The sequence below is a fragment of the Magnetococcales bacterium genome, from assembly GCA_015231925.1.
GTDB lineage: Bacteria > Pseudomonadota > Magnetococcia > Magnetococcales > JADGAQ01 > JADGAQ01.
In genome coordinates this window covers 32,751-52,318 of record JADGAQ010000001.1, presented here as the reverse complement: position 1 = coordinate 52,318, position 19,568 = coordinate 32,751, and the positions used below count along the sequence as shown (strand labels likewise).

Here is a 19,568-nt window from a genome sequence, read left to right as displayed (position 1 = left end):
CTGGACGGTTATCGGGGGGGAGGGAGCAAACCATGATTGAATTTTCCATGAACGAAGGCTCGGATCAGGGCAGTCTGGTTCTCGTCGACGATGTACTGGTGCAGCACGCCCAGGAGCTTCGCAACGCCTTCATCGACGCCATGCAGAAGACCGATCATCTGGTTCTCGATCTGGGGCGGGTCGATCGGGTGGACGTGGCCGCGCTGCAGGTTCTTTGCGCCGGACATCGCGCCATTCTCTCCAGCGGCAAAAGAATCTCCCTGGCCGGGGAACCCTCCCGCGCCTTCATGGAGGTCGTTCATCTGGCGGGTTTCCAGGGTTGTGTCGAGTCCGGCGACACCACCACGATCTGGCAAGGCCTCAAAGCGACGTGATTCCGAGGCGGACGCCGTTCGGCATCCGGTCTCTTCTCGATCCGATGTCGTGAAATTTATTAATATCTGGTTTCCATGCGGAACCAATCGGGGAAAATGGGGATTTGGCCATGGAATTCGACACAAGCGCCTTTACCGAAGAGGCCTATGAACTCCTCTCCGAACTGGAGAATTCGCTCCTGGAACTGGAGGAGTCACCCACGGACAAGGAGCTTATCAGCCGCGTTTTCCGTGCCATGCATACCATCAAGGGCAGTGGCGCCATGTTCGGCTTCGAAGATGTCGCCGCCTTCACCCACGAAGTGGAAACGGTCTTCGATCTGGCGCGAAACGGCACCATTCCGGTAACCAAAAAGCTGATCGACCTGACCCTTGGCGCCAGAGACCAGATTCGCTCCATGCTGGACGCTGCCGCCTCCAAGGAAGCCCCGGACATGAGCCGGGCTCAGACCATCATCGCGGGGTTGCGCAGCCTGGTGCCCGGTCAGGGCGGAGATAGCGGCGGCGGCGGCGGACACGGCAAACCGGGCCAGCCCCCTCCGGAAGCCGAGGTGGCCGGACCGCACATCTTCCGGGTGCGCTTCAAACCCCATCCGGAACTCTTCTCCACCGGAACCAATCCGCTGCTCCTCCTTCAGGAACTTCAAGGCCTGGGTTCCGCCCGCATCGTGGCCATGACCGACCATATCCCCCACCTGGAGGATATGGATGCCGAGAGCTGCTACACGGTTTGGGAAATCTTCCTGACCACCGAGGCCCACGAAAACGAGATCCGGGATGTCTTCATCTTCGTCGAAGACGCCTGTGAACTGAATGTGCGCCTCCTGGACCGCGAAGACCACCTGGAGGAGGGCCAGGAAAAGAAACTGGGTGACATCCTGGTGGAACGTGGCGCGGTCAAACGCGAAGACCTGGAAGTGGTCACCAAACCCATCGGCACCCGGCTGGTCGAGGCCGGACTGGTTTCCAAGGGACAGGTCGAAGCCGCCCTCATCGAGCAACAGGCGGTCAACCAGAAGCGTGATACCAAAAAAGCCCAGGGCGAGGCGGCCAGCGTCCGCGTGCCTTCCGAAAAACTCGACAAACTGGTGGACCTGGTCGGGGAACTGGTGACCGTGCAGGCCCGCTTGACCCAAACCAGCTTCTCCCTCAGCGACCATAATTTGCAACTGGTGGCCGAAGAGGTCGAGCGACTGACCAGCGAACTGCGCGACAACACCATGAGCATCCGCATGCTGGCCATCGGCACCACCTTCCAGAAGTTCCGTCGTCTGGTGCGCGATCTCTCCAAGGAGTTGGGCAAAGAGATCGAAATGACCACCCTGGGCGAGGAGACCGAACTCGACAAAACGGTCATCGATCAGCTGAACGATCCTTTGGTCCACATCATCCGCAACAGTATCGACCATGGCATCGAAGCACCCGAAGTGCGCAAACAGTCCGGCAAACCGCTGGTGGGAACCATTCACCTCTCCGCCCTTCACTCCGGAGCCAGCGTGCTGATCCGCGTGGAGGACGACGGCAAGGGCCTGAATCCGGAAGTCCTGAAGAGCAAAGCCATCGAAAAAGGCATTCTTCCCCCGGATGCGGAAATCACCGACAAAGAGGCCTTCCAACTCATCTTCGCCCCCGGTTTCTCCACTGCCGCCAAGATCACCAATGTCTCCGGTCGGGGTGTCGGCATGGACGTGGCCCGCCGCTCCATCGATGCCCTTCGCGGCACCATCGACGTACAGAGCAAGCTGGGGGAAGGAACCATCATCACCCTCAAGCTGCCCCTGACCCTGGCCATCATCGAAGGCTTGCTGGTACGTATCGCCAAGGAGTATTTCGTTCTGCCGCTGGCCGCCGTCGAGGAGTGCGTGGAGTTGACCCGCAACGATGTCGCACGCACCCACGGTCGCCACGTCATCAACGTGCGCGGCAGCATCGTGCCCTACATCCGCATTCGCGACCGCTTCGACATCCAGGGTGATCCCCCGGATGTGGAGCAGATCGTCATCTCCGAAGTCGAGGAAAAACGGGTCGGCTTTGTCGTCGACAGCGTCATCGGCCAGCATCAGACCGTCATCAAGAGTCTGGGCAAGCACTTCAAACACTCGGAAGAGTTCTCGGGAGCCACCATTCTGGGTGACGGCTCCGTCGCCCTGATTCTGGATCTGCAAAAAATGGTTCGCTTCGTCGAATCTGAAGAGTCCATGGAAGCCGTCGCCTGACGCCCATGACAAATTGCTTATGGAATTCGTTGTAAGGAGTTTTCCATGCCGCCCGTAGGTAAGCAGTTTAAAGTTCTGATCGTCGATGATTCAGCGGTTGTGCGTCAGACTCTGGAAAAGATCCTCTCTTCGGATCCCGAAATCCAAGTGATCGGCCAAGCCCAGGATCCCTTCGTGGCGGCGGAGCGCATCAAACAACTGGTTCCCGATGTCATCACCCTGGATGTGGAAATGCCGCGCATGGATGGATTGACCTTCCTGCGCAAGATCATGACGCAACACCCCATCCCGGTGGTCATCTGTTCCACCCTGACCACGGAAGGATCGGAAACCGCCCTCAAGGCCTTGGAGTACGGGGCCGTGGAGGTCATCACCAAGCCCAAGGTCGGCACCAAACTCTTTCTGGAAGAGTCGAGCATCCGCATCTGCGACACGGTCAAGGCCGCAGCCATGACCCGGGTCCGGGTGCGCGACCCCAAGCGTCTCAGCCCGGTTGCTCCGGCTTCAGGCAATGGTGGAAGTGGCGGGGTAGCAGCCAATGGCAGCACCTCCAGCCCAACCCCCACCCCTTCGGTGACCTCCGCACCGATTCTCAACAAACACAGCGGCGTGCAGCCCAAACTGACGGCGGATGCCGTCATTCCCCCCGCGCCCACCAGTTCCAAAGCCATGATCCAAACCACGGAAAAGGTGGTGATGGTGGGAGCTTCGACCGGTGGAACCGAGGCGTTGCGGGTCTTTCTCGAGATGATGCCCTCCAACGCTCCGCCCATCGTGATCGTGCAACATATGCCGGAAAACTTCACTCGGGCCTTTGCCGATCGTCTCAACACCTTGTGCCGTATCGAGGTGAAAGAGGCGGTGGATAATGACTCCGTAGTGCGTGGTCGGGCTCTGATTGCTCCCGGAAACCGCCACACCCTACTGAAACGGTCCGGGGCGCGTTATCATGTCGAGATCAAGGACGGTCCCCTGGTCAGCCGTCACCGCCCCTCGGTGGATGTGCTTTTCCGCTCCGCCGCCCGCTATGCTGGCAAGAACGTGGTCGGCGTCATCATGACCGGAATGGGTGACGACGGGGCACGCGGCATGAAAGAGATGAAGGACGCCGGGGCCTTCAACATCGCTCAGGACGAAGCCAGTTGCGTCGTCTTCGGCATGCCCAAGGAGGCCATCAAACACGGCGGGGTCGATACGGTGAAATCGCTGGAACAAATCGCTGCGGAAGTGCTGCGCCTTTGCGGATAAGTCGGACATACCATGGACAGGAGTTCCAAGGCACCCCCTGGATCGGATTCCGGCTCGCCGGAGTATCGTCTGCTGCGAGACATTCTGCTGGAGCAGGAGGGCATGGACTTTCCCCCCAACCGGGAGACCTACCTCCTGGGTCGGGCCACGCGCCGTGCCAGAACCCTGGGCATCACCTCACTGAAAGCCTACATCGAGCTGCTGCAGCATGAGGAGACCGGGCCCGGAGAACTGCCGATTCTGCTGGACTTCCTTCTGGCCCACCGCACCGAGTTCTTCCACGATCCCGCCCAGTTCGAGTTTTTGATGAAATCGGCCTTGCCGGATTTGATCAAAAATGCCGGCGTCGGGGTCAAACGACCGTTGATGGCCTGGAGCGCCGGATGTTCGACGGGTGAAGAGTCCTACACCCTGGCCATGGTCTTTTGTGAATTTGCCGAGCGTTTCCCGGGCTTCAATTTCCGCTCCCAGATCCTGGCCACCGATATCTCCAACAGCCTGCTGGACAAAGCCCGCACCGCCATATATGGTCTGGACCGGGTGCGTCCCATTCCGCTGGCTCTGAAGAAAAAGTATCTTCTGCGCAGCAAGAGCGCCGCCAGCCAGCAGGTGCGCATCGTCCCCGAACTGCGCAACATGGCCAAGTTCCGCCTGTTGGATTTGCGTCAGGAGGGTCTGTTCCTTCGAGAGAAGATGGACCTCATCTTTTGCCGTAACGTCCTGTGCCAATTCGACACTCCCACCCGTGAAGCCGCCCTGACCGCCATGTGCAACCTCATGGAACCGGGAGCGTTTCTCTTCACCGGAACGGGGGAAAACCTGCAAATCAGCCAGGCGCCGCTCTATCCCGTGGCGCCGGATGTCTTCTGCCTGGCTTCCTGAAAATAACCCTCCCCCGTTCGCCCCATCCTCATTTGGTCGGCTGGAAATCGAAGCGATAGCTGTCCGAGGCCAGCAAGGCCTCCACACCGGGTTTTCCCGGCGCGATCAGGTTGCGAATGGAGATGGGCTTGCCCAACATCATGCGATAGAAAACGAAGCCGCGAATGACCCGTTTGACGTATTCCCGGGTTTCGGCGATGGGAATCTCCTCGATATAGAGTATCGGGTCGGTGGTGCGGCGCGTCTCCTCCCACTGTTTGGCCCGCCGTGGCCCGGCGTTGTACGATACCAGAGCCTGCACCAGATCCCCTTTGACCACGCCCAACTGGCGTTTCAGGTAGGACTGACCCAGAGCCATGTTGTAAGAGGGAAATTGCAGCCGGTGTTTGTTGGCAGCGGACATGCCCAGGATGCGGGACTCTTCCAGAGCGGTTGCCGGCATCAGTTGCAGAATGCCGCGCGCTCCGGCGGAGGATTCCACCCGATGGAAGAAGAGGCTCTCCTGCCGACCGACGCCCCACACCAACGGTGGGTCCAAGGTCCAGCCCCCGATCGGTGTCCAGGGGGGAATGGGATAGAGCCCGCGCCAGAGAATTTCCCCCTCCTTGCGACGCGGCTCGGCCAGACGAATGGCCTGATCGGGCGCACCATAGCGTTCCGTGAGGCATAGCTGATCGATGACCGTCAGATTGTGTCGCTTGGCCAGCCAGGGAATCTCCTCCCGATTATAGAAGGAGCGTCGCACGGCTTGCAGCCGTTCCAGACGGCGCAATCCGCTTTCCAGTCCGGGAATGCCCTCCAGTGAGCGACAGGGCAGTGCGGTGGAACCCGACAGACTGGGAGGTTGACCATCCCGCTCCTCCATGGCCAACTGGCCATAGAAGGTATCGGGCAACTGGGCCGCCAGATTGAGCATGGGCAGCGGATCCCGACCTTCCACCCGCAGAATGCGCGAGGCCCAATAGGCCCCCTGTGAGCGCAGCAACGGATTTTGTCCGTCCGCGCCCAGACGGCTTAAAATCTCCAGGGCATCCTGACGCCGCCCCAATTTCAGGGAGGACCAACCCGCCAGCCAAGCCGACTCGTCGAGTTTGCCCCCGGCTTCCTCGATATTGGCCTTCAGCAGGGTCAACCCCCTTTCGAAGGATCGCTCCTCCACTAGGTCCCGACCGATGCGAAAACGCAGCATGAGGCGATCCGCCTGATTGAGGAACTTGCCCTCCGCTCCGGTCAACAGGATGGTGGCCCGCTCCCGCAAGCCCTTGCGGCGCAGACCGTCGATACGCTCCTTCCACAGCTCCGGGGAGCGTTTGTCCTCCTCCGTCAGATCCTGGAATCGCTCCTCAAAGCTCTTATCGGCCCGTTTGGCGGCATCCAGCGCCCTCAGATAGGACCGAAAACTCTCGGGAAGTTGGGCGGTCACCTCCAGAAACTCTTTCCAGTTGCCCTTGTCCACCAACGCGCGGGCGCGTACTTCGTGATCTTCGCGAACCAGGGTGGGTGCGGCGCTGCCCAGCCAGTTGAAGGCGCTGCCCAGGGACTCGTCCCCCAAGCGATACATCTGTTTCAGCAGGGGAACGGCCTCCTGGCGGCGGTTGGCCTGAATCAACCCTTTCAGGTACCGGCTGCGGATATCTTCCTCCGGCATCTCCCGCACCTTGAACCAAGCCATGAAGACCTCCTGGCTGCCTTCTTTGAGGATCTTCGGGGTCATCACCTTGGCCACCCGATCCATGTGGGGATGATCCGGCCAGCGCCGGAAGAAATCCCACAATCGGGCAAAAGTGACCTGATACCGGGGGTGGAAAAGCAGCTCCAGTTCCAGATAGGAGCGCAGATGATCATCCGCCGGCCAGTTTTCCCGGTTCAGCACGCTGCCCAGGGTGTCCGCCTGTTCCAATTCGGTAAACAGCTCCCGAAATTTGGCCAGATCGGCCTCTTCCGACCAGCCGCACAGCGGGGTCATCCAGAGCCCCACCCCTGCCAGCGCGGCCAGGCATCTGGTCCGCAGCCCCTTCCCTGGGTTATGAAACCGCATGTCGATTCCTCACGATTGCTCGAACAAGGCCCGCACGAAAGCGTTCGCCTCGAATGGACGCAGATCCCGGACGCCTTCACCCACTCCGATATAGCGTACCGGAATGCCGAACTGCGAGGCCAGACCAACCAGCACCCCCCCCTTGGCGGTACCATCCATCTTGGTCATCACCAGGCCGGACAGCCCCATGGACTCATGGAACAGACGAACCTGATTGACGGCATTCTGTCCGGTGGTGGCATCCAGAACCAGCCAGATATCCTGGGGGACCGCCGGATCCTGCCGTCCCAGTACCCGTTTGATCTTGCGCAGCTCTTCCATCAGGTTGGACTTGGTATGCAGACGACCGGCGGTATCGGCAATGAGAAAATCCATCTGTCGGGATTTGGCGGCGGAATAGGCGTCGTAAATGACCGCTGCCGGATCGGCGGACCCCTCCTGGGCCACTACCGGACATCCGGCCCGTTCCCCCCAGCGACGCAACTGATCGACCGCCGCCGCCCGGAAGGTATCCCCGGCGGCCAGCATGACCTTGCGGCCCCCTTCGCCCAACTGGGCGGCAAGTTTCCCGATGGTGGTGGTTTTGCCCACCCCGTTAACCCCGACGACCAGAAGAACATGCGGTTTATGGGGACTTTGCTCCAGATCGAGCTCCGGCCAGGAGAGCTGCTCCTCGATCACCTGCCGCAACACGCCGCGAAAGGCCTCCCCGTCGACGATCTTCTCCCGTTTGGCCTTCTCCTCGGCCTGGGTGAGGATTTTCCGGGTCACTTCCACACCGAAATCGGCGGTAATCAGCAGGGCCTCCAGCTCTTCCAGAAGCTCCTGGTCCACCTTGCGCCCGGTCAGAATGGCGTCCATGCGCCGCACGAAACTTTCCCGGGTCTTGCTCAAACCCTCCTTCAACCGGCTGAAAAAGCCTTTCTTCTCCTCCACTGCCCTCTCTCCCCTCATCCCGACTCAGCGGGCCAGTACCGATTCACCCCGCCGCTGTTCCCGACGCAACAGAGCCACCTCTTTTTCCAGATTGCTCCAGAAGAACTCGTCGCCACGATAGCCGATCCAGCGCCCCCGCACCTGTCCCTCCCGGTCGAGGATCAAAAACGTCGGCGTGAAGCAGACTGTCTGCGCCAACGGCGTCCACTCCTCCGGTACCGAAAAGGTATTCACCCGCACCAGTGGCAATTCCTGTCCCAACTCGGTGCGCGGGTAAGCTTTGCCGATCTCCTTTTCGAAGAGGAGACAGGTACCGCAACCCGGATTCTCGAATACCACCAACTGGCCGTATGGGCTCTCCGCCGCTCCCGGCGAACCCATGAAAGCCAACAGCCCGACGATGACAACGAACACCTTGGCCTGTACCATTTTCGACCACGCGCCCTTTTCCTGGAGGAGGCCCCCTCGTTTCTGTCACAATAGGGCAAGAAGGGCCATCTTGTCATGCCCTCTCGATGCCCGAGGCCGCCTGCCGGGCGAATTTACATCCCGAAGAAGGGCCATGTCCCCCTACTCGCTCTCCATCATCGTTCCGGTTCTGAATGAAGCCGAGGCCCTGCCCCGCCTCCTGGAAGACCTGCATCGGCAGACGGGGGTGAGCGCCGACATTTGCCTGGTCGACGGGGGATCCGTGGATGACACCGCCGCCATCGCCCGGAAGGGCAACGGCCGACTCCTCGCCAGCTCACCCGGACGGGCCCGGCAGTTGAACCGGGGAGCCGAAACGGCCCGGAGTGATTTTCTGCTCTTTCTTCATGCCGACTCCCGACTGCCCCGGCACGACCTTCTGGAAAAGGCCATCGCCTGCCTGGTGAGTGCGCAACGTCTGGCGGGGCATGACCGCATTGCCGGTCACTTTCCGCTTCTTTTCGACGGCATTCCCGGCAAAGGCCGACCACCCCGTTATTGGGAGGTTAAAACCCGTAGCAATCGACCGGGAACCATCCATGGCGACCAAGGGCTGCTGCTTTCCACCGGGTTTTTCCGGGAACTGGGGCCATTCGACCAAAGTCTGCCCTACATGGAAGACGAGGAGATGGCCCGTCGTATTGCCCGGCGTGGCCGGTGGATCACCCTGCCCGGTCATCTGCTCACCTCCTCACGACGCTTTCAACAGGAAGGTCTGAGCGGACGCATGGTTCTCAATGCCCTGATCCAGTTGGCCTGGCAGGCGGGATGCCCCGATTTTCTGCACCGGGCACCGGATCTCTATCGCGCCCAGGGCAGAAACCCCAAACGGGCTCTGGCGCCTTTTTTCGCCCTTTTTCATCACGAAGTCCGACAGAAGTCTTTCCTGTCTTTCTGGTACCAGGCGGGATCCTGCCTGCGGCAGGAGCTGTGGCAGCCGTTGCTCCTCCTGGATCTTCTCCTTTTTCGCAAGGTCAGGCCTCTTCTGGTCGTGCATGATCACCTGCTGGCCCCGGCTCTGCGTATTCTGCCTCTTGACGGTCTCTTCGGAGTGCTGGCCTTCCTGCTTTTCGGGTTGCTCTGGGGAACCTATCGACTCCTGGAGGCTTCACGGCCATGAAACCGGACCTGACGGAGGAGTACCTTGCCGCGCAGTTGCGCCGGATTCGCGCCCGGTGCAACCGGGAAAGCCAACACCTCGAAGATCGCGCCCGTCGAGAGGAGTTGCCCTCCTACCTCCTGGATCCGTTGAGCTGCCTGCAGGCCTACCGGGAGCTGCAACGGCTCGTTCATGTGCGCTGGCGCGGGCAGGCCGTGGCAGGTCTCTTCACCCACCCTTCCCAAACCTACCTTGGCCCCCTCATGAACCAGGCGGTCAGTGACGGCAGCTTTCTGCAGGGATATCTGACCTTCTGGCGGGAGCAGCCTCCGGGAGATCCCCGGCGGCAGGCGGTGCTGCACTGGTGGCAGCAGGGCGGAGAGGATCCGGTCAAGGCCGTCTCCCAGGCCCTGGCCTGTTGCCCCGCGGATCATCCGGAGGAGGAGCAAACGGCCCTGCGACGCCTCAGTCAACGGCAGAAACAGATTGCACGGCAGGTTGGGGGAAGTCCGGACCGGGAACGCCTCGCCCTGGTGGACGGTTTGAAAAAGGGCTCTCTTTCACCGCTGCCCAGCCTCAAGGCGGGCATCGTGCCCACTCTGGCCTGCCGCCAATCCTGCCGTCACTGTCTCTTCGCCTGGCGCCCCACCCTGAAAGGGCAGGCCCGTCCCCCGGAGGAGATTCTTCAGGCCGCCAGCCGCTTCGCCCCGCATCTGCTCTTTTCCGGCGGCGAAGCGGAGCGCCATATCGACCTCTTCTTGCAGGCCGTCGCCACCCTGCCCGCCGTGACCACCTTTGCCATCATCCTCAACGGCACCCTGGGCAAGTGTGAAGAGGAAGTCGTCTCTTTCTACCGGAACTGCCTGGAGGCCTTGAACCAACGTCCCCGCAAAGCCCGCCCGGCCGGTCTGCTGCTGCAGTTCAGTTGCGATGCCTTTCATCAGGAGATTTACCCCACTCCCCCGGAAGGCAGACTGCAGGAACGCATTCCCATCGCCTGGATAGCCAATTGTCTGACCAGCGTTCCCGCCGACCCCCGGATTCAAGTTGCCCTGCTGCATCGACTGGAACGGCTCAATTTTTCGGAGGCGGTATTCCGGGAAGGTGTTCTGGGTCGACTGCAGCGGGAGCTGCGCGAACGCAACCGGGCCATGTACTGGATCAGCCAGAGCCGGAGTTCCCTGGCCCGACGGGATCCCGCCCGGCCCGATCGCATCGGTTATCCGTTTCAACAGGGCCAGTTCCGGCTCACGGATCATCCCCGACAACTACCCTTCTTCTGGATGAGCGCCCAGGTGGACGGCATGGGCCGGGCGGAACGACTCGACCCCGTGGAGCTGCTGCCCAACTCTCTGGAACTGGAGGCTTACCTGGAAAGGGGTATCCCGCCGAGGGATCCCTTCGAAGTGGATGTCATGGTGCGGATGGATGGGCAGGTGGTGCTGGGGGGCGCGACCCATATAACCCTGGGACAGCTTGGAGAGGAGCGGCTGGAAACGATTGCCGCCCGGCGCGACAAGGATCCCTTGATCCGGGCCCTGGCGGGGTTTGACCCGAGTCTTCCCCGCCTTTATCAGGAGTGTGCGGGGGATCTCGACGCCGTGGCCCGAACGGCCACCAGTCCCCATCATCTGCTGCATCGTCTGACGGAGTCCGCCGAGGTCAGGCTGCATCTGACCCGGCGCTTACTGAAAGAGAATCCTTTGCATTTTCAGGAAGTTACAAAAACTCAAACTATAAATTTTTGACTTTCAATATTTTATCTTTTAAATATCAAAAAAAGGAAATGTTCTGTCCTTTGACTTTTTCTTGAATTTCTTCAAAAAGTCAAAGGACAGAACATTTCCTTTTTTTGATACTTAAAGGAACATATTGAAAGTCAACCGATTCTTCCCTCAGAAGGGCAGATTCTTGACCTCCGGTGGTGGCTTGGGCTTCTCGATGGCCTTTTCGACCACCAGGCGAAACCCCAGATCGGAACGTTTCACGGAAAAAAGCTCGAACCCGCGATTGGCGCAACGCAGCTTGGCCGCCTGACTTCCCCACCCACCCCCACGAATGACCCGGTAGACGGATCGACCGGTCACCAGGGGATTTTGCCGCTCATGACGGGAGTAGGCGTCACTGAAATAGGCATCCTCGGTCCATTCCCAAACATTGCCCGCCATGTCGTACAACCCCAGGCGATTGGCCGCCAGGGTGGCGGCCCGATGACTGCCCCCGCTGGCGTTCTCGGCATACCAGCCGCTCTGGTTGGGTGACTCGCCGTTGGGATAACGCATGCGTTCCCCGGCGTTGCGGCAGGCGAACTCCCACTCCGCTTCCCGGGGCAGACGAAAGTGGGCCCGGTTTTCATACAAGCCGTTGATGCGCTTGAGAAAAGCCTCCACATCCTCCCAACTCACCTGCTCCACGGGGTAGTCGTCCCCTTTGCGGAACATGGCGGGGTTGGTGCGCATGATGCTGCGCCACTGCCCCTGCGTCACTTCCCGGTCCGCCAGCCAGAAGCCGTCTACACACACTTCATGAACCGGCCCTTCGTCGGTCTCCCGGTCCTCCACCTGCGGGTGGCTGCCCATGGCGTAACAGGCTGCGGCAATCCACTGAAAGCGCATGCCGCTGGTACCCTCCTGCCAGGGAACCCCCGGCTCCAACGCAGTGCGGGAGGTATTGTCCCCACTTTCCGCCGCGATGGGTGCCCACTCATCCATCAGAAAAGCGCAGGCGGGCTGGCTCACGCCCATCGACAGGGCCAGCCCGAGTCCCAGGAGAGGCAGGCGCTTCATTGTTCACCTCCCACTCGGGTCACACGCAGGCGGGCCGGGGAACGCCGTTGCGGCTCCGGCCCCAAACTGCGGGAAGCCATGGCCTCTTTGGCGTAAAAAAGCGCCTCTTCCAGATCGACCCAACCGTCCGTCTGCCCGTCCACCTTGCCATCGGCCTGACCCAGCAGGCCTTTGGTCAGAAAATAGCTGAAGGCACCCTGTCGCCCCGGTCCGTAAGAACTCGCCGGTCCCGACAGGGAGGCCACGGCCCAGGGTTTGCCGATATCGAAATAGGAGGGTGGCGGGGCGCTGGAAACCGTTTTCGACCCGGCACAACGCGGCGAGCCGTCAAAGCAAACATCCAACAAGACCATCACCTCCCGATTGGGCAGGGTTGCCAGGGCGTTGCGGAAAGCGTTCAGCGAAACCCCCTGGGTGGCGACCTGATCGGCATGGGCCTCGAAAGGCAGCAACCAGACCTCCCGCTCCCCCGCAGCCGCTCCCTCCCGGGAGATGGCGTGTCCGGAGAAATAGAAGATCAGCATGGCGTTGGGGTTCAGCCGACCCTGAGTCAGCAACCACTCCAGATCCTGGCGCAGATTCAGCGCCGTGGCCTCCCGGTCAACCCGCAGACGGGCATGCTCGTCGGCGGCGGGCAGGTAGCCCCAAGTGGTCAACAAGCGATGCAGATTGGAGGCGTCCCGGTCGCCAAAAGGATGGCCTCCGGTGCGCAGATACTGTTTGACACCGGCGAACAGGCCGAAGGCGTCGGTGCGCCGACTCCAGTTGACCATCGGGGGCACCGCATGGATGAAATCGTCGAGCACCTCGCGGTTGTCATCCACATCGCCGCTTTTGGGCCAGGAGTCGTGGGGCAGGTCAAGACGGAACGGCACCTCCGCCTCGGGGTCCACCGCCGCCAGCACCAGCTTGTCCTTGGCGGCCACAAAGGCCTTTTCCTGGGGATACTCTTCGATGAGCTTGTTGACCACCTCCTGGATGGGTTCCAGACGACGCCCCTCGCGAAACGAGCGCCACAGATCCTCCACCACGAAGGTGACGGCCTGCTCCCGCCAGCGTTGCGCCCTCACCCCTTCCAACTGGGCCCGATCCAGCCAGTCGTAGGCCTCCAGATAGCGCCCCATGCGAAACAGGGCGTAGACCTCGGTATGGGCCAGGGACAATTGGCCGGGATGCTTGCGCAGTTGCTGGAAGGCCTTGAGATGGGCGGCCTCATCCCGCCCCAGCATGAAGTAGGACCAGGCCAGATTGGCGTTGCTGCGCAGATCCTCGGGATGTTTCTGCAACACCGTTTCCCAGGTGAAACGGGCCTCTTCGTGGCGATCGGTCTGGAAAAGGGCCAGGCCGAGATTGTAGCCCACATCCAGATCGTCGGGGCAGAGGCCGTAGGCCTCCTTCAAGGCTGCGACACCCTTTTCCCGCTGCTGTCCGTCGAAGAGATCCATGCCCTTCTGGGCCAGTTCCCGAGCCACGGGGCAGGGATCCCGCTTGGCTGCCCAGGCCTGGGACGGTCCCCCGAAGAGGGCCGCCGTCACGGCGGCAATGGCCAGAAAGGAGAGGAGGCGTGGCATGGTCTCAGGCAATCCGCGGGTCCAGAGTGCCCGCCGCATAACGTTTGGCCATCTCATCCAGGGGAATCACCCGCAGTTTGGAGGCGTTGCCGGCGGTGCCGAACTGTTCGAACCGGGCCTTGCAGATCGCATAAGCGGCATCTTCCGCCGGACGGAGGTACTTGCGGGGGTCGAACTCCTTGGGATCCTTGGCGAAAACGCGACGAATGGCTCCTGTCATGGCCAGCCTCAGGTCGGTGTCGATATTGATCTTGCGCACCCCATGGCGAATGCCGGTCTGAATCTCCTCCACCGGCACGCCGTAGGTCTCCGGAATGGCCCCGCCGAACTCGTTGATGATGGCCAGCAGCTCCTGGGGCACGGAAGAGGAGCCGTGCATCACCAGATGGGTGTCCGGCAGACGGGCGTGGATCTCCTTGATGCGGTCGATGGCCAGAATGTCACCGGTGGGTTTGCGGCTGAACTTGTAGGCCCCGTGGGAGGTACCGATGGCGATGGCCAGGGCATCGACCTTGGTGGCCGCCACGAAACGGGCGGCCTCTTCCGGGTCCGTCAGCAGGCGGTCATGGCCGAATTGGCCTTCCGCGCCGTGTCCGTCCTCCTCCCCCGCCTTGCCGGTCTCCAGGGAACCCAGCACCCCCAGTTCGCCCTCCACGGAGACCCCCAGGCAGTGGGACATCTCCACCACCCGACGGGTGACCTCTTCGTTGTAGGCATAGGTGGCGGCGGTTTTGCCGTCTTCCTTCAGGGAGCCGTCCATCATCACGCTGGTGAAGCCGCTGCGAATGGCACCCAGGCAAACCGCCGGGCTCTGCCCGTGGTCCTGATGCATCACCACCGGAATATCGGGATAGGCTTCCAGGGCCGCCAGCACCTGATGACGCAGAAAGGGTTCGCCGGCGTATTTGCGCGCTCCGGCGGAGGCTTGCAAAATCACGGGGCTGTCGGTATCGGCGGCGGCGCGCATGATGGCGCGCACCTGCTCCATATTATTGACGTTGAAGGCGGGGAGCCCGTATCCGTGTTCCGCCGCATGATCGAGAAGCTGCCGCATGGAGACCAAAGGCATGATAACCCTCCTGAAACTCAAACGGGAAGCGAGTGACTTTTAATATTTTATCCTTTAAATATCAAAAAAAGAAAATGTTCTGTCTGTTGATTTTTCATTTCCAAAATATTTAGATCGCTCCAACACCTTACTTCGCAGTTTTGCGCTTGGCTCAAAAAAGTCAAAGGATAGAACATTTTCTTTTTTTGACACTTAAAAGGTAAAATATTGAAAGTCAAATGATTATAAATATATCCCGGCTTGGCTGCGGGAGTTTTGCAACTCCCTCAAACACCAAGAAATCTTAGCAATTTTCAAGCCATCCTCAGTCGATCCCCATCCCCCCGCCCAACATCAAGCCCATGGAAAAATATTTTTCGAAACGCTGCCGCACCAAAGTCTCCGGTGACATGTAGAGCAGCTCCCGCAGGGCGCGGTTCAAATGGAGGCCCAGCAGATGCGCCGCTTTCACCGGATCCCGATGCGCCCCACCCACCGGTTCCGGCACAATTCCGTCGATCACCTTCAGCTCCAGAATCTCCTCGGCGGTCAGCCGCATGGCTTCCGCCGCCAACTCCGCCTTGGCGGCGTCCTTCCACAGTATGGAAGCGCATCCTTCCGGGGAGATCACCGAATAGATGGCATACTGCATCATCAACACCCGGTTGCCCACCCCGATGGCGAGGGCTCCACCCGAGCCGCCCTCCCCGATCACCACCGAAATCACCGGAACCTTCAGGTCGATCATGGCTTTGAGGTTTTCGGCAATAGCCGCCGCCTGCCCCCTCTCCTCCGCCTCTTTGCCGGGATAGGCTCCGGGAGTGTCGATGAAGGTGATGATGGGCATGCCGAATTTCTCCGCCATGCGCATCAGGCGCAACGCCTTGTGATAGCCTTCGGGCCGGGGCATGCCGAAGTTGCGATAGACCTTCTCCTTGGTGCCCCGCCCCTTCTCCTGACCGATGACCATGACCTCCTGCCCGTCCAGGACGGCCAAACCACCGATGATGGCCTTGTCATCGGCGAAGTTGCGATCCCCGTGCAACTCGATGAAGTCGGCAAAGATCAAGTCCAGATAATCGCTGGTATAGGGCCGGTCCGGATGCCGGGAGAGCTGGGTCTTCTCCCAGGGCGTCAGTTTAGTGAAGATCCGCTCCGTCAGATTGGCAACCTCCTTTTCCAGACTGGACAACTCTTCGGTAATCTGTATCTCGGAGTTGTTGGAAGAGAGGGCGCGCAACTCGTCCACCTTGGCCATAAGCTCGCCAATGGGGCGTTCGAAGTCTAGAAAAGTGCGAGACATAACAATTTACCCGTTTCTGAGAGAATATTCGGCTTCCAAATCCGCAGGCAAACTACCACGAAACAGGGCGCGCCCGGAACCCAGTTCATCGATCAAAGCAGTCAGCAACGCCTCTTCGGGCTGAACCCGGCACGCCTCGCCCAGTTTGTACCAGCCGTGGGCCACCTCGAAGCGGACTTTCAGAAAAATCTGGCAGGCCCCCCCCTGAAAGGGTTGCCAGGCCATGCGCAGGCGCTCCAGACGCACTGCCTGCACCTCCTCTTCGTTCAGGGAGAGAATCAGACAACGCGCCCGATCCTTGCGAAAGGTTTGCAGCGGCTGCACCCGCTCCGCCACCATCTTGACCGCATCTTCCCCGGCTTCGGCCACCCCTTCCACCACCACCACCGCATCGCTTTCCAGCAACCCCCGGCAGGCCTCGAAGACCTCCGGAAAAATCACCACCTCGATCTGCCCGTCCATGTCCTCCACGGTGATGAAGGCCATGCGATCCCCCTTGCGGGTCTTGTGCAGCTTGCGTTCGATGACCAGGCCGGCGATGCCGGTCTGAAGCGTCGTGGCCAGGGCCGCCCCTTCGGCCTGAGCCTCGCCGGGCAGGAGCCTCTCCCGCAGGGAACCGGTGCTTTCCAGGCCGTAGCTGGCAAACTCCTCGGCATATTTTCGCAGGGGATGGCCGGTAATGTAAAAGCCCAACGCCTCTTTTTCCGCTTCCAGTTGCACAGCGTCGGTCCAGGGCGGAACCTTGCGACGATTCGGGCCCGTTTCGGCAACGGTCTCCTCACCCTCTTCGCCGAAAAGGCTGCGCAGGCCCATGGCCTTGGCCTCCTGACGGCGCACCCCCTCCCCCATGGCCGCGGGCAACTCTTCCAGCAGAGCGGCGCGATGGGGGCCCAGGGCGTCGCAGGCCCCGGACTTGATCAGGTTCTCCATAACCCGCCGGTTGAGCCGGGAGGCGTCGCTACGGCGGCAAAGATCTCCCAGATCCTTGAAAGCCCCCCCCTGGGAACGGGCGGCAAGCAGGGCGTCCACCGCTCCTTCGCCCACATTCTTGATGGCCGCCAGTCCGAAACGTATGCCCTTCTCCTCCACGGTAAAACCCTTGCCGGAACGGTTGCAGTCCGGCGAAAGGACGGGAATGCCCCGACTCTGACACTCCCGCACGAAGGTGATCACCTTGTCGGTGTTTTCCATGTCGCAGGTCAGGGTCGCGGCCAGGAATTCCCGGGGATAATGGGCCTTCAACCAGGCGGTTTGATAGGAGATCAGGGCATAGGCGGCGGAGTGGGATTTATTGAAGCCGTAACCGGCGAACTTCTCCATCAGCTCGAAGATGTGGGTGGCCATCTCCACCGGCACCCGGTGGTTGCGCGCCCCTTCCAGGAAGCTCTGCCGCTGGGCCGCCATCTCCGAGAGCTTCTTCTTGCCCATGGCCCGGCGCAACAGATCGGCCCCCCCCAGGGTATAACCCGCCAGCACGCGGGCAATCTGCATCACCTGCTCCTGGTAGAGGATTACCCCGTAGGTCTCCTTGAGAATGGGCTCCAGCTCCGGCAGAAAATAGCGCACCTCCACACGACCGTGTTTGCCGTTGATGAAATCGTCCACCATGCCCGACCCGAGGGGTCCGGGCCGGTAGAGAGCCACCAGAGCCACGATGTCGGCGAAGGTGTCCGGGGCCAGCCGGCGCAGCAACTCCCGCATGCCCGACGATTCCAGCTGGAAAACACCCCGGGTATGGCCATCGCAGAGCAGTTTGAAGGTGGGCCGGTCATCCATGGGCAACAGCGCCACATCCACCGCCTCATCCGCGGCTCGGGTGGCGTTGACCATCTTGAGGGTCTGGTCGATGACCGTCAGGGTCTTCAGCCCCAGGAAGTCGAATTTGACCAGCCCCGCCTTCTCCGCATCCCCCATGTTGAACTGGGTGACGGGCATGTCGGAGCGGGGATCGCGATAGAGGGGCACCGTGTCGGTCAGGGGACCATCGGAAATGACCACACCGGCGGCATGGGTACCTGCGGAACGGGGCAAGCCCTCCAGAATGAGCGCCATCTCCACCAGGGAACCCACATCGGGATCTTCCGCCACCATCTGGCGCAGCTTGTCCTCCTGCTCCAGGGCGTCCTTCAAGGTGATGCCCAGGGTGGGCGGCACCAGTTTGGCGATGCGATCCACCCGACTGTAGGGAAACTCCATGACCCGCCCCACGTCCCGCAGCACCGCTCTCGCCATCAACGTGCCGAAGGTGATGATCTGGGCCACCCGATCGGCGCCGTAGGTCTCCTTGACGTATTCGATGACCTCCCCGCGCCGGTCCTGGCAGAAGTCCACGTCGAAGTCGGGCATGGAGACCCGCTCGGGATTGAGAAAGCGTTCGAAAAGAAGCTGGTGTTCGATGGGATCGAGATCGGTGATATCCAGGGCGTAGGCCACCAGCGAACCGGCGCCCGATCCGCGTCCCGGTCCCACGGGAATCCCCTGGTGCTTGGCGTGCCGGATGAAGTCAGACACAATGAGGAAGTAACCGGCAAACCCCATCTGCACGATGACGCCAAGTTCGTAATTGAGCCGGTCCCGATAGGCGCGACCGGTCTCTTCCGTCAGCTCTTCGGGAAGCTGCACGCAGACGTACTCCGCCAGCCGCCTCTCCAGCCCTTGCCGGGCCAGATCGGAGAGATAGCCTTCCAGCTTCAAGCCCTCGGGCACCCGGGGGTAGTGGGGCAGCATCGGTTTGCCCAGACGCAATTGAAGATTGCAGCGTCGGGCGATGTGCAGGGTGTTTTCCAGGGCTTCGGGCAGATCGGCGAAACGTTGCGCCATCTCCTGAGGGGACAGCAGGGCGTGGCTTTCGTCGAGACGGGGACGCTCCTCGTGGTTGAGGGTCAAACCCAGGCCGATGCAGGCCAGAACCTCCTGGGCTTTCTGCTCCTCGCGTCTCAGGAAGTGGACATCGCCCGTGGCCACCAGGGGCAGATCGAGTTCCTGGGCCAAGGCCACCAGTCGGGCGTTGACCCCCTCTTCGCCGGGCAGGCCGTGACGCTGAATTTCCATGTAGAAGTTGGGCTGGTTGTCGCGGCCGGCAAAGCAGGTGGCCCAGCGCATGGCCGCCTCGCGAGCCTCGTCGGCGTGACCGGCCAGCAGATGTCGGGCCACCTCCCCCTTCAGCCCCCCCGACAGCACGATCAGTCCCTCGCTGTGGGCGTCCAGCACCTTGGCATCGACCCGTGGAGCCCCGTGCATGCCTTCGTTGTAGCCGATGGAGAGTATGGCCAGCAGGTTGCGCCAACCAGTCTGATTGCGGCACAACAGTACCAGTTGATCCCGCACCTCCCGGTCGTGCCGGGAGCGTTTTTCCAGGCGGTCGGGCACCACCAGGATCTGCGCCCCCATCAAGGGTTTTATCCCCGACTTGAGGCACTGGGTATAGAAGGCGATGGCGGCGAAGAGATTGCCCTGATCCGCAATGGCCAAGGCCGGCATGCGCCAGCTCTTGGCCCGTTCGATCAGGGATTCGATGCGAACGGTGGACTTGAGCAGCGAATAGCAGGTATGCACATGGAGGTGAACAAAGCGGGCGTGGGCCATTCCGGCTCCGCAAG

Annotated in this window: 14 protein-coding genes; 6 read left to right on the top strand and 8 right to left on the bottom strand. The window is 61.2% G+C overall.

Going from position 1 to position 19,568, the window contains the following annotated elements; all coding sequences use genetic code 11:
• The first annotated feature begins 32 nt into the window (after positions 1-32).
• The 4 genes from HQL56_00215 (at position 33) to HQL56_00200 (ending at position 4,720) form a co-directional block, all read left to right on the top strand.
• Entirely contained in the window at positions 33-374 is a 342-nt protein-coding gene (locus HQL56_00215; GenBank protein ID MBF0307937.1) for an STAS domain-containing protein, read from the top strand.
• Positions 375-484: 110 nt separating this feature from the next.
• A complete protein-coding gene (locus HQL56_00210; GenBank protein ID MBF0307936.1) occupies positions 485-2,590 on the top strand; it encodes a chemotaxis protein CheA in 2,106 nt (701 codons plus the stop codon).
• A gap of 45 nt (positions 2,591-2,635) precedes the next feature.
• Positions 2,636-3,838 (top strand): chemotaxis response regulator protein-glutamate methylesterase, encoded by a 1,203-nt coding sequence (locus HQL56_00205; GenBank protein MBF0307935.1) that lies wholly within the window; start codon positions 2,636-2,638, stop codon positions 3,836-3,838.
• 12 nt (positions 3,839-3,850) lie between these two features.
• Positions 3,851-4,720: a chemotaxis protein CheR gene (locus HQL56_00200; GenBank protein ID MBF0307934.1), complete on the top strand. Its 870-nt coding sequence runs from the start codon at positions 3,851-3,853 to the stop codon at positions 4,718-4,720.
• A gap of 28 nt (positions 4,721-4,748) precedes the next feature.
• Here HQL56_00200 and HQL56_00195 read toward each other — a convergent pair whose 3' ends face one another.
• The 3 genes from HQL56_00195 to HQL56_00185 are packed head-to-tail and all read right to left on the bottom strand — an operon-like array spanning position 4,749 to position 8,123.
• Entirely contained in the window at positions 4,749-6,758 is a 2,010-nt protein-coding gene (locus tag HQL56_00195; GenBank protein MBF0307933.1) for a lytic transglycosylase domain-containing protein, read from the bottom strand.
• Between the two features lie 9 nt (positions 6,759-6,767).
• Positions 6,768-7,712 carry a signal recognition particle-docking protein FtsY gene (gene ftsY, locus HQL56_00190; protein MBF0307932.1) on the bottom strand — a complete coding sequence of 315 codons (945 nt, stop codon included), beginning with the start codon at positions 7,710-7,712 and terminating at the stop codon, positions 6,768-6,770.
• A 6-nt stretch (positions 7,713-7,718) separates the two neighbouring features.
• Positions 7,719-8,123: a hypothetical protein gene (locus HQL56_00185; protein MBF0307931.1), complete on the bottom strand. Its 405-nt coding sequence runs from the start codon at positions 8,121-8,123 to the stop codon at positions 7,719-7,721.
• A gap of 133 nt (positions 8,124-8,256) precedes the next feature.
• Here HQL56_00185 and HQL56_00180 point away from each other — a divergent pair, with 133 nt between their 5' ends.
• Both HQL56_00180 and HQL56_00175 read left to right on the top strand, forming a co-directional pair.
• Positions 8,257-9,282: a TIGR04283 family arsenosugar biosynthesis glycosyltransferase gene (locus HQL56_00180; GenBank protein MBF0307930.1), complete on the top strand. Its 1,026-nt coding sequence runs from the start codon at positions 8,257-8,259 to the stop codon at positions 9,280-9,282.
• Positions 9,279-11,009 (top strand): radical SAM protein, encoded by a 1,731-nt coding sequence (locus tag HQL56_00175; protein ID MBF0307929.1) that lies wholly within the window; start codon positions 9,279-9,281, stop codon positions 11,007-11,009. Before HQL56_00180 ends, HQL56_00175 begins: the two co-directional genes overlap by 4 nt.
• Before the next feature lie 147 nt (positions 11,010-11,156).
• Here the strand turns inward: HQL56_00175 and HQL56_00170 are convergent, their stop codons facing one another.
• The 5 genes from HQL56_00170 to dnaE all read right to left on the bottom strand — a co-directional run bounded on the left by HQL56_00170 (position 11,157) and on the right by dnaE (position 19,554).
• On the bottom strand, positions 11,157-12,047 hold the full coding sequence (locus HQL56_00170; protein MBF0307928.1) for a formylglycine-generating enzyme family protein: 891 nt from the start codon (positions 12,045-12,047) through the stop codon (positions 11,157-11,159).
• Positions 12,044-13,618, bottom strand: a complete 1,575-nt coding sequence (locus HQL56_00165; protein ID MBF0307927.1) for a caspase family protein — start codon at positions 13,616-13,618, stop codon at positions 12,044-12,046. The genes HQL56_00170 and HQL56_00165 overlap by 4 nt, the downstream gene beginning before the upstream one ends.
• Before the next feature lie 4 nt (positions 13,619-13,622).
• Positions 13,623-14,687 carry a fructose-bisphosphate aldolase class II gene (locus HQL56_00160; GenBank protein MBF0307926.1) on the bottom strand — a complete coding sequence of 355 codons (1,065 nt, stop codon included), beginning with the start codon at positions 14,685-14,687 and terminating at the stop codon, positions 13,623-13,625.
• Between the two features lie 304 nt (positions 14,688-14,991).
• Complete coding sequence (locus HQL56_00155; GenBank protein MBF0307925.1) at positions 14,992-15,969, bottom strand: acetyl-CoA carboxylase carboxyltransferase subunit alpha; 978 nt, start codon at positions 15,967-15,969, stop codon at positions 14,992-14,994.
• Positions 15,970-15,975: 6 nt separating this feature from the next.
• Complete coding sequence (gene dnaE / locus HQL56_00150; GenBank protein ID MBF0307924.1) at positions 15,976-19,554, bottom strand: DNA polymerase III subunit alpha; 3,579 nt, start codon at positions 19,552-19,554, stop codon at positions 15,976-15,978.
• Between the last annotated feature and the right edge of the window lie 14 nt (positions 19,555-19,568).

Coding starts and splice junctions, on each gene's coding strand:
- HQL56_00155 (MBF0307925.1), bottom strand. CDS start 15,969: ATGTCTCGCACTTTTCTAGACTTCGAACGCCCCATTGGCGAGCTTATG.
- ftsY (MBF0307932.1), bottom strand. CDS start 7,712: ATGAGGGGAGAGAGGGCAGTGGAGGAGAAGAAAGGCTTTTTCAGCCGG.
- HQL56_00185 (MBF0307931.1), bottom strand. CDS start 8,123: ATGGTACAGGCCAAGGTGTTCGTTGTCATCGTCGGGCTGTTGGCTTTC.
- HQL56_00170 (MBF0307928.1), bottom strand. CDS start 12,047: ATGAAGCGCCTGCCTCTCCTGGGACTCGGGCTGGCCCTGTCGATGGGC.
- HQL56_00200 (MBF0307934.1), top strand. CDS start 3,851: ATGGACAGGAGTTCCAAGGCACCCCCTGGATCGGATTCCGGCTCGCCG.
- dnaE (MBF0307924.1), bottom strand. CDS start 19,554: ATGGCCCACGCCCGCTTTGTTCACCTCCATGTGCATACCTGCTATTCG.
- HQL56_00175 (MBF0307929.1), top strand. CDS start 9,279: ATGAAACCGGACCTGACGGAGGAGTACCTTGCCGCGCAGTTGCGCCGG.
- HQL56_00165 (MBF0307927.1), bottom strand. CDS start 13,618: ATGCCACGCCTCCTCTCCTTTCTGGCCATTGCCGCCGTGACGGCGGCC.
- HQL56_00160 (MBF0307926.1), bottom strand. CDS start 14,687: ATGCCTTTGGTCTCCATGCGGCAGCTTCTCGATCATGCGGCGGAACAC.
- HQL56_00215 (MBF0307937.1), top strand. CDS start 33: ATGATTGAATTTTCCATGAACGAAGGCTCGGATCAGGGCAGTCTGGTT.
- HQL56_00195 (MBF0307933.1), bottom strand. CDS start 6,758: ATGCGGTTTCATAACCCAGGGAAGGGGCTGCGGACCAGATGCCTGGCC.
- HQL56_00210 (MBF0307936.1), top strand. CDS start 485: ATGGAATTCGACACAAGCGCCTTTACCGAAGAGGCCTATGAACTCCTC.
- HQL56_00205 (MBF0307935.1), top strand. CDS start 2,636: ATGCCGCCCGTAGGTAAGCAGTTTAAAGTTCTGATCGTCGATGATTCA.
- HQL56_00180 (MBF0307930.1), top strand. CDS start 8,257: ATGTCCCCCTACTCGCTCTCCATCATCGTTCCGGTTCTGAATGAAGCC.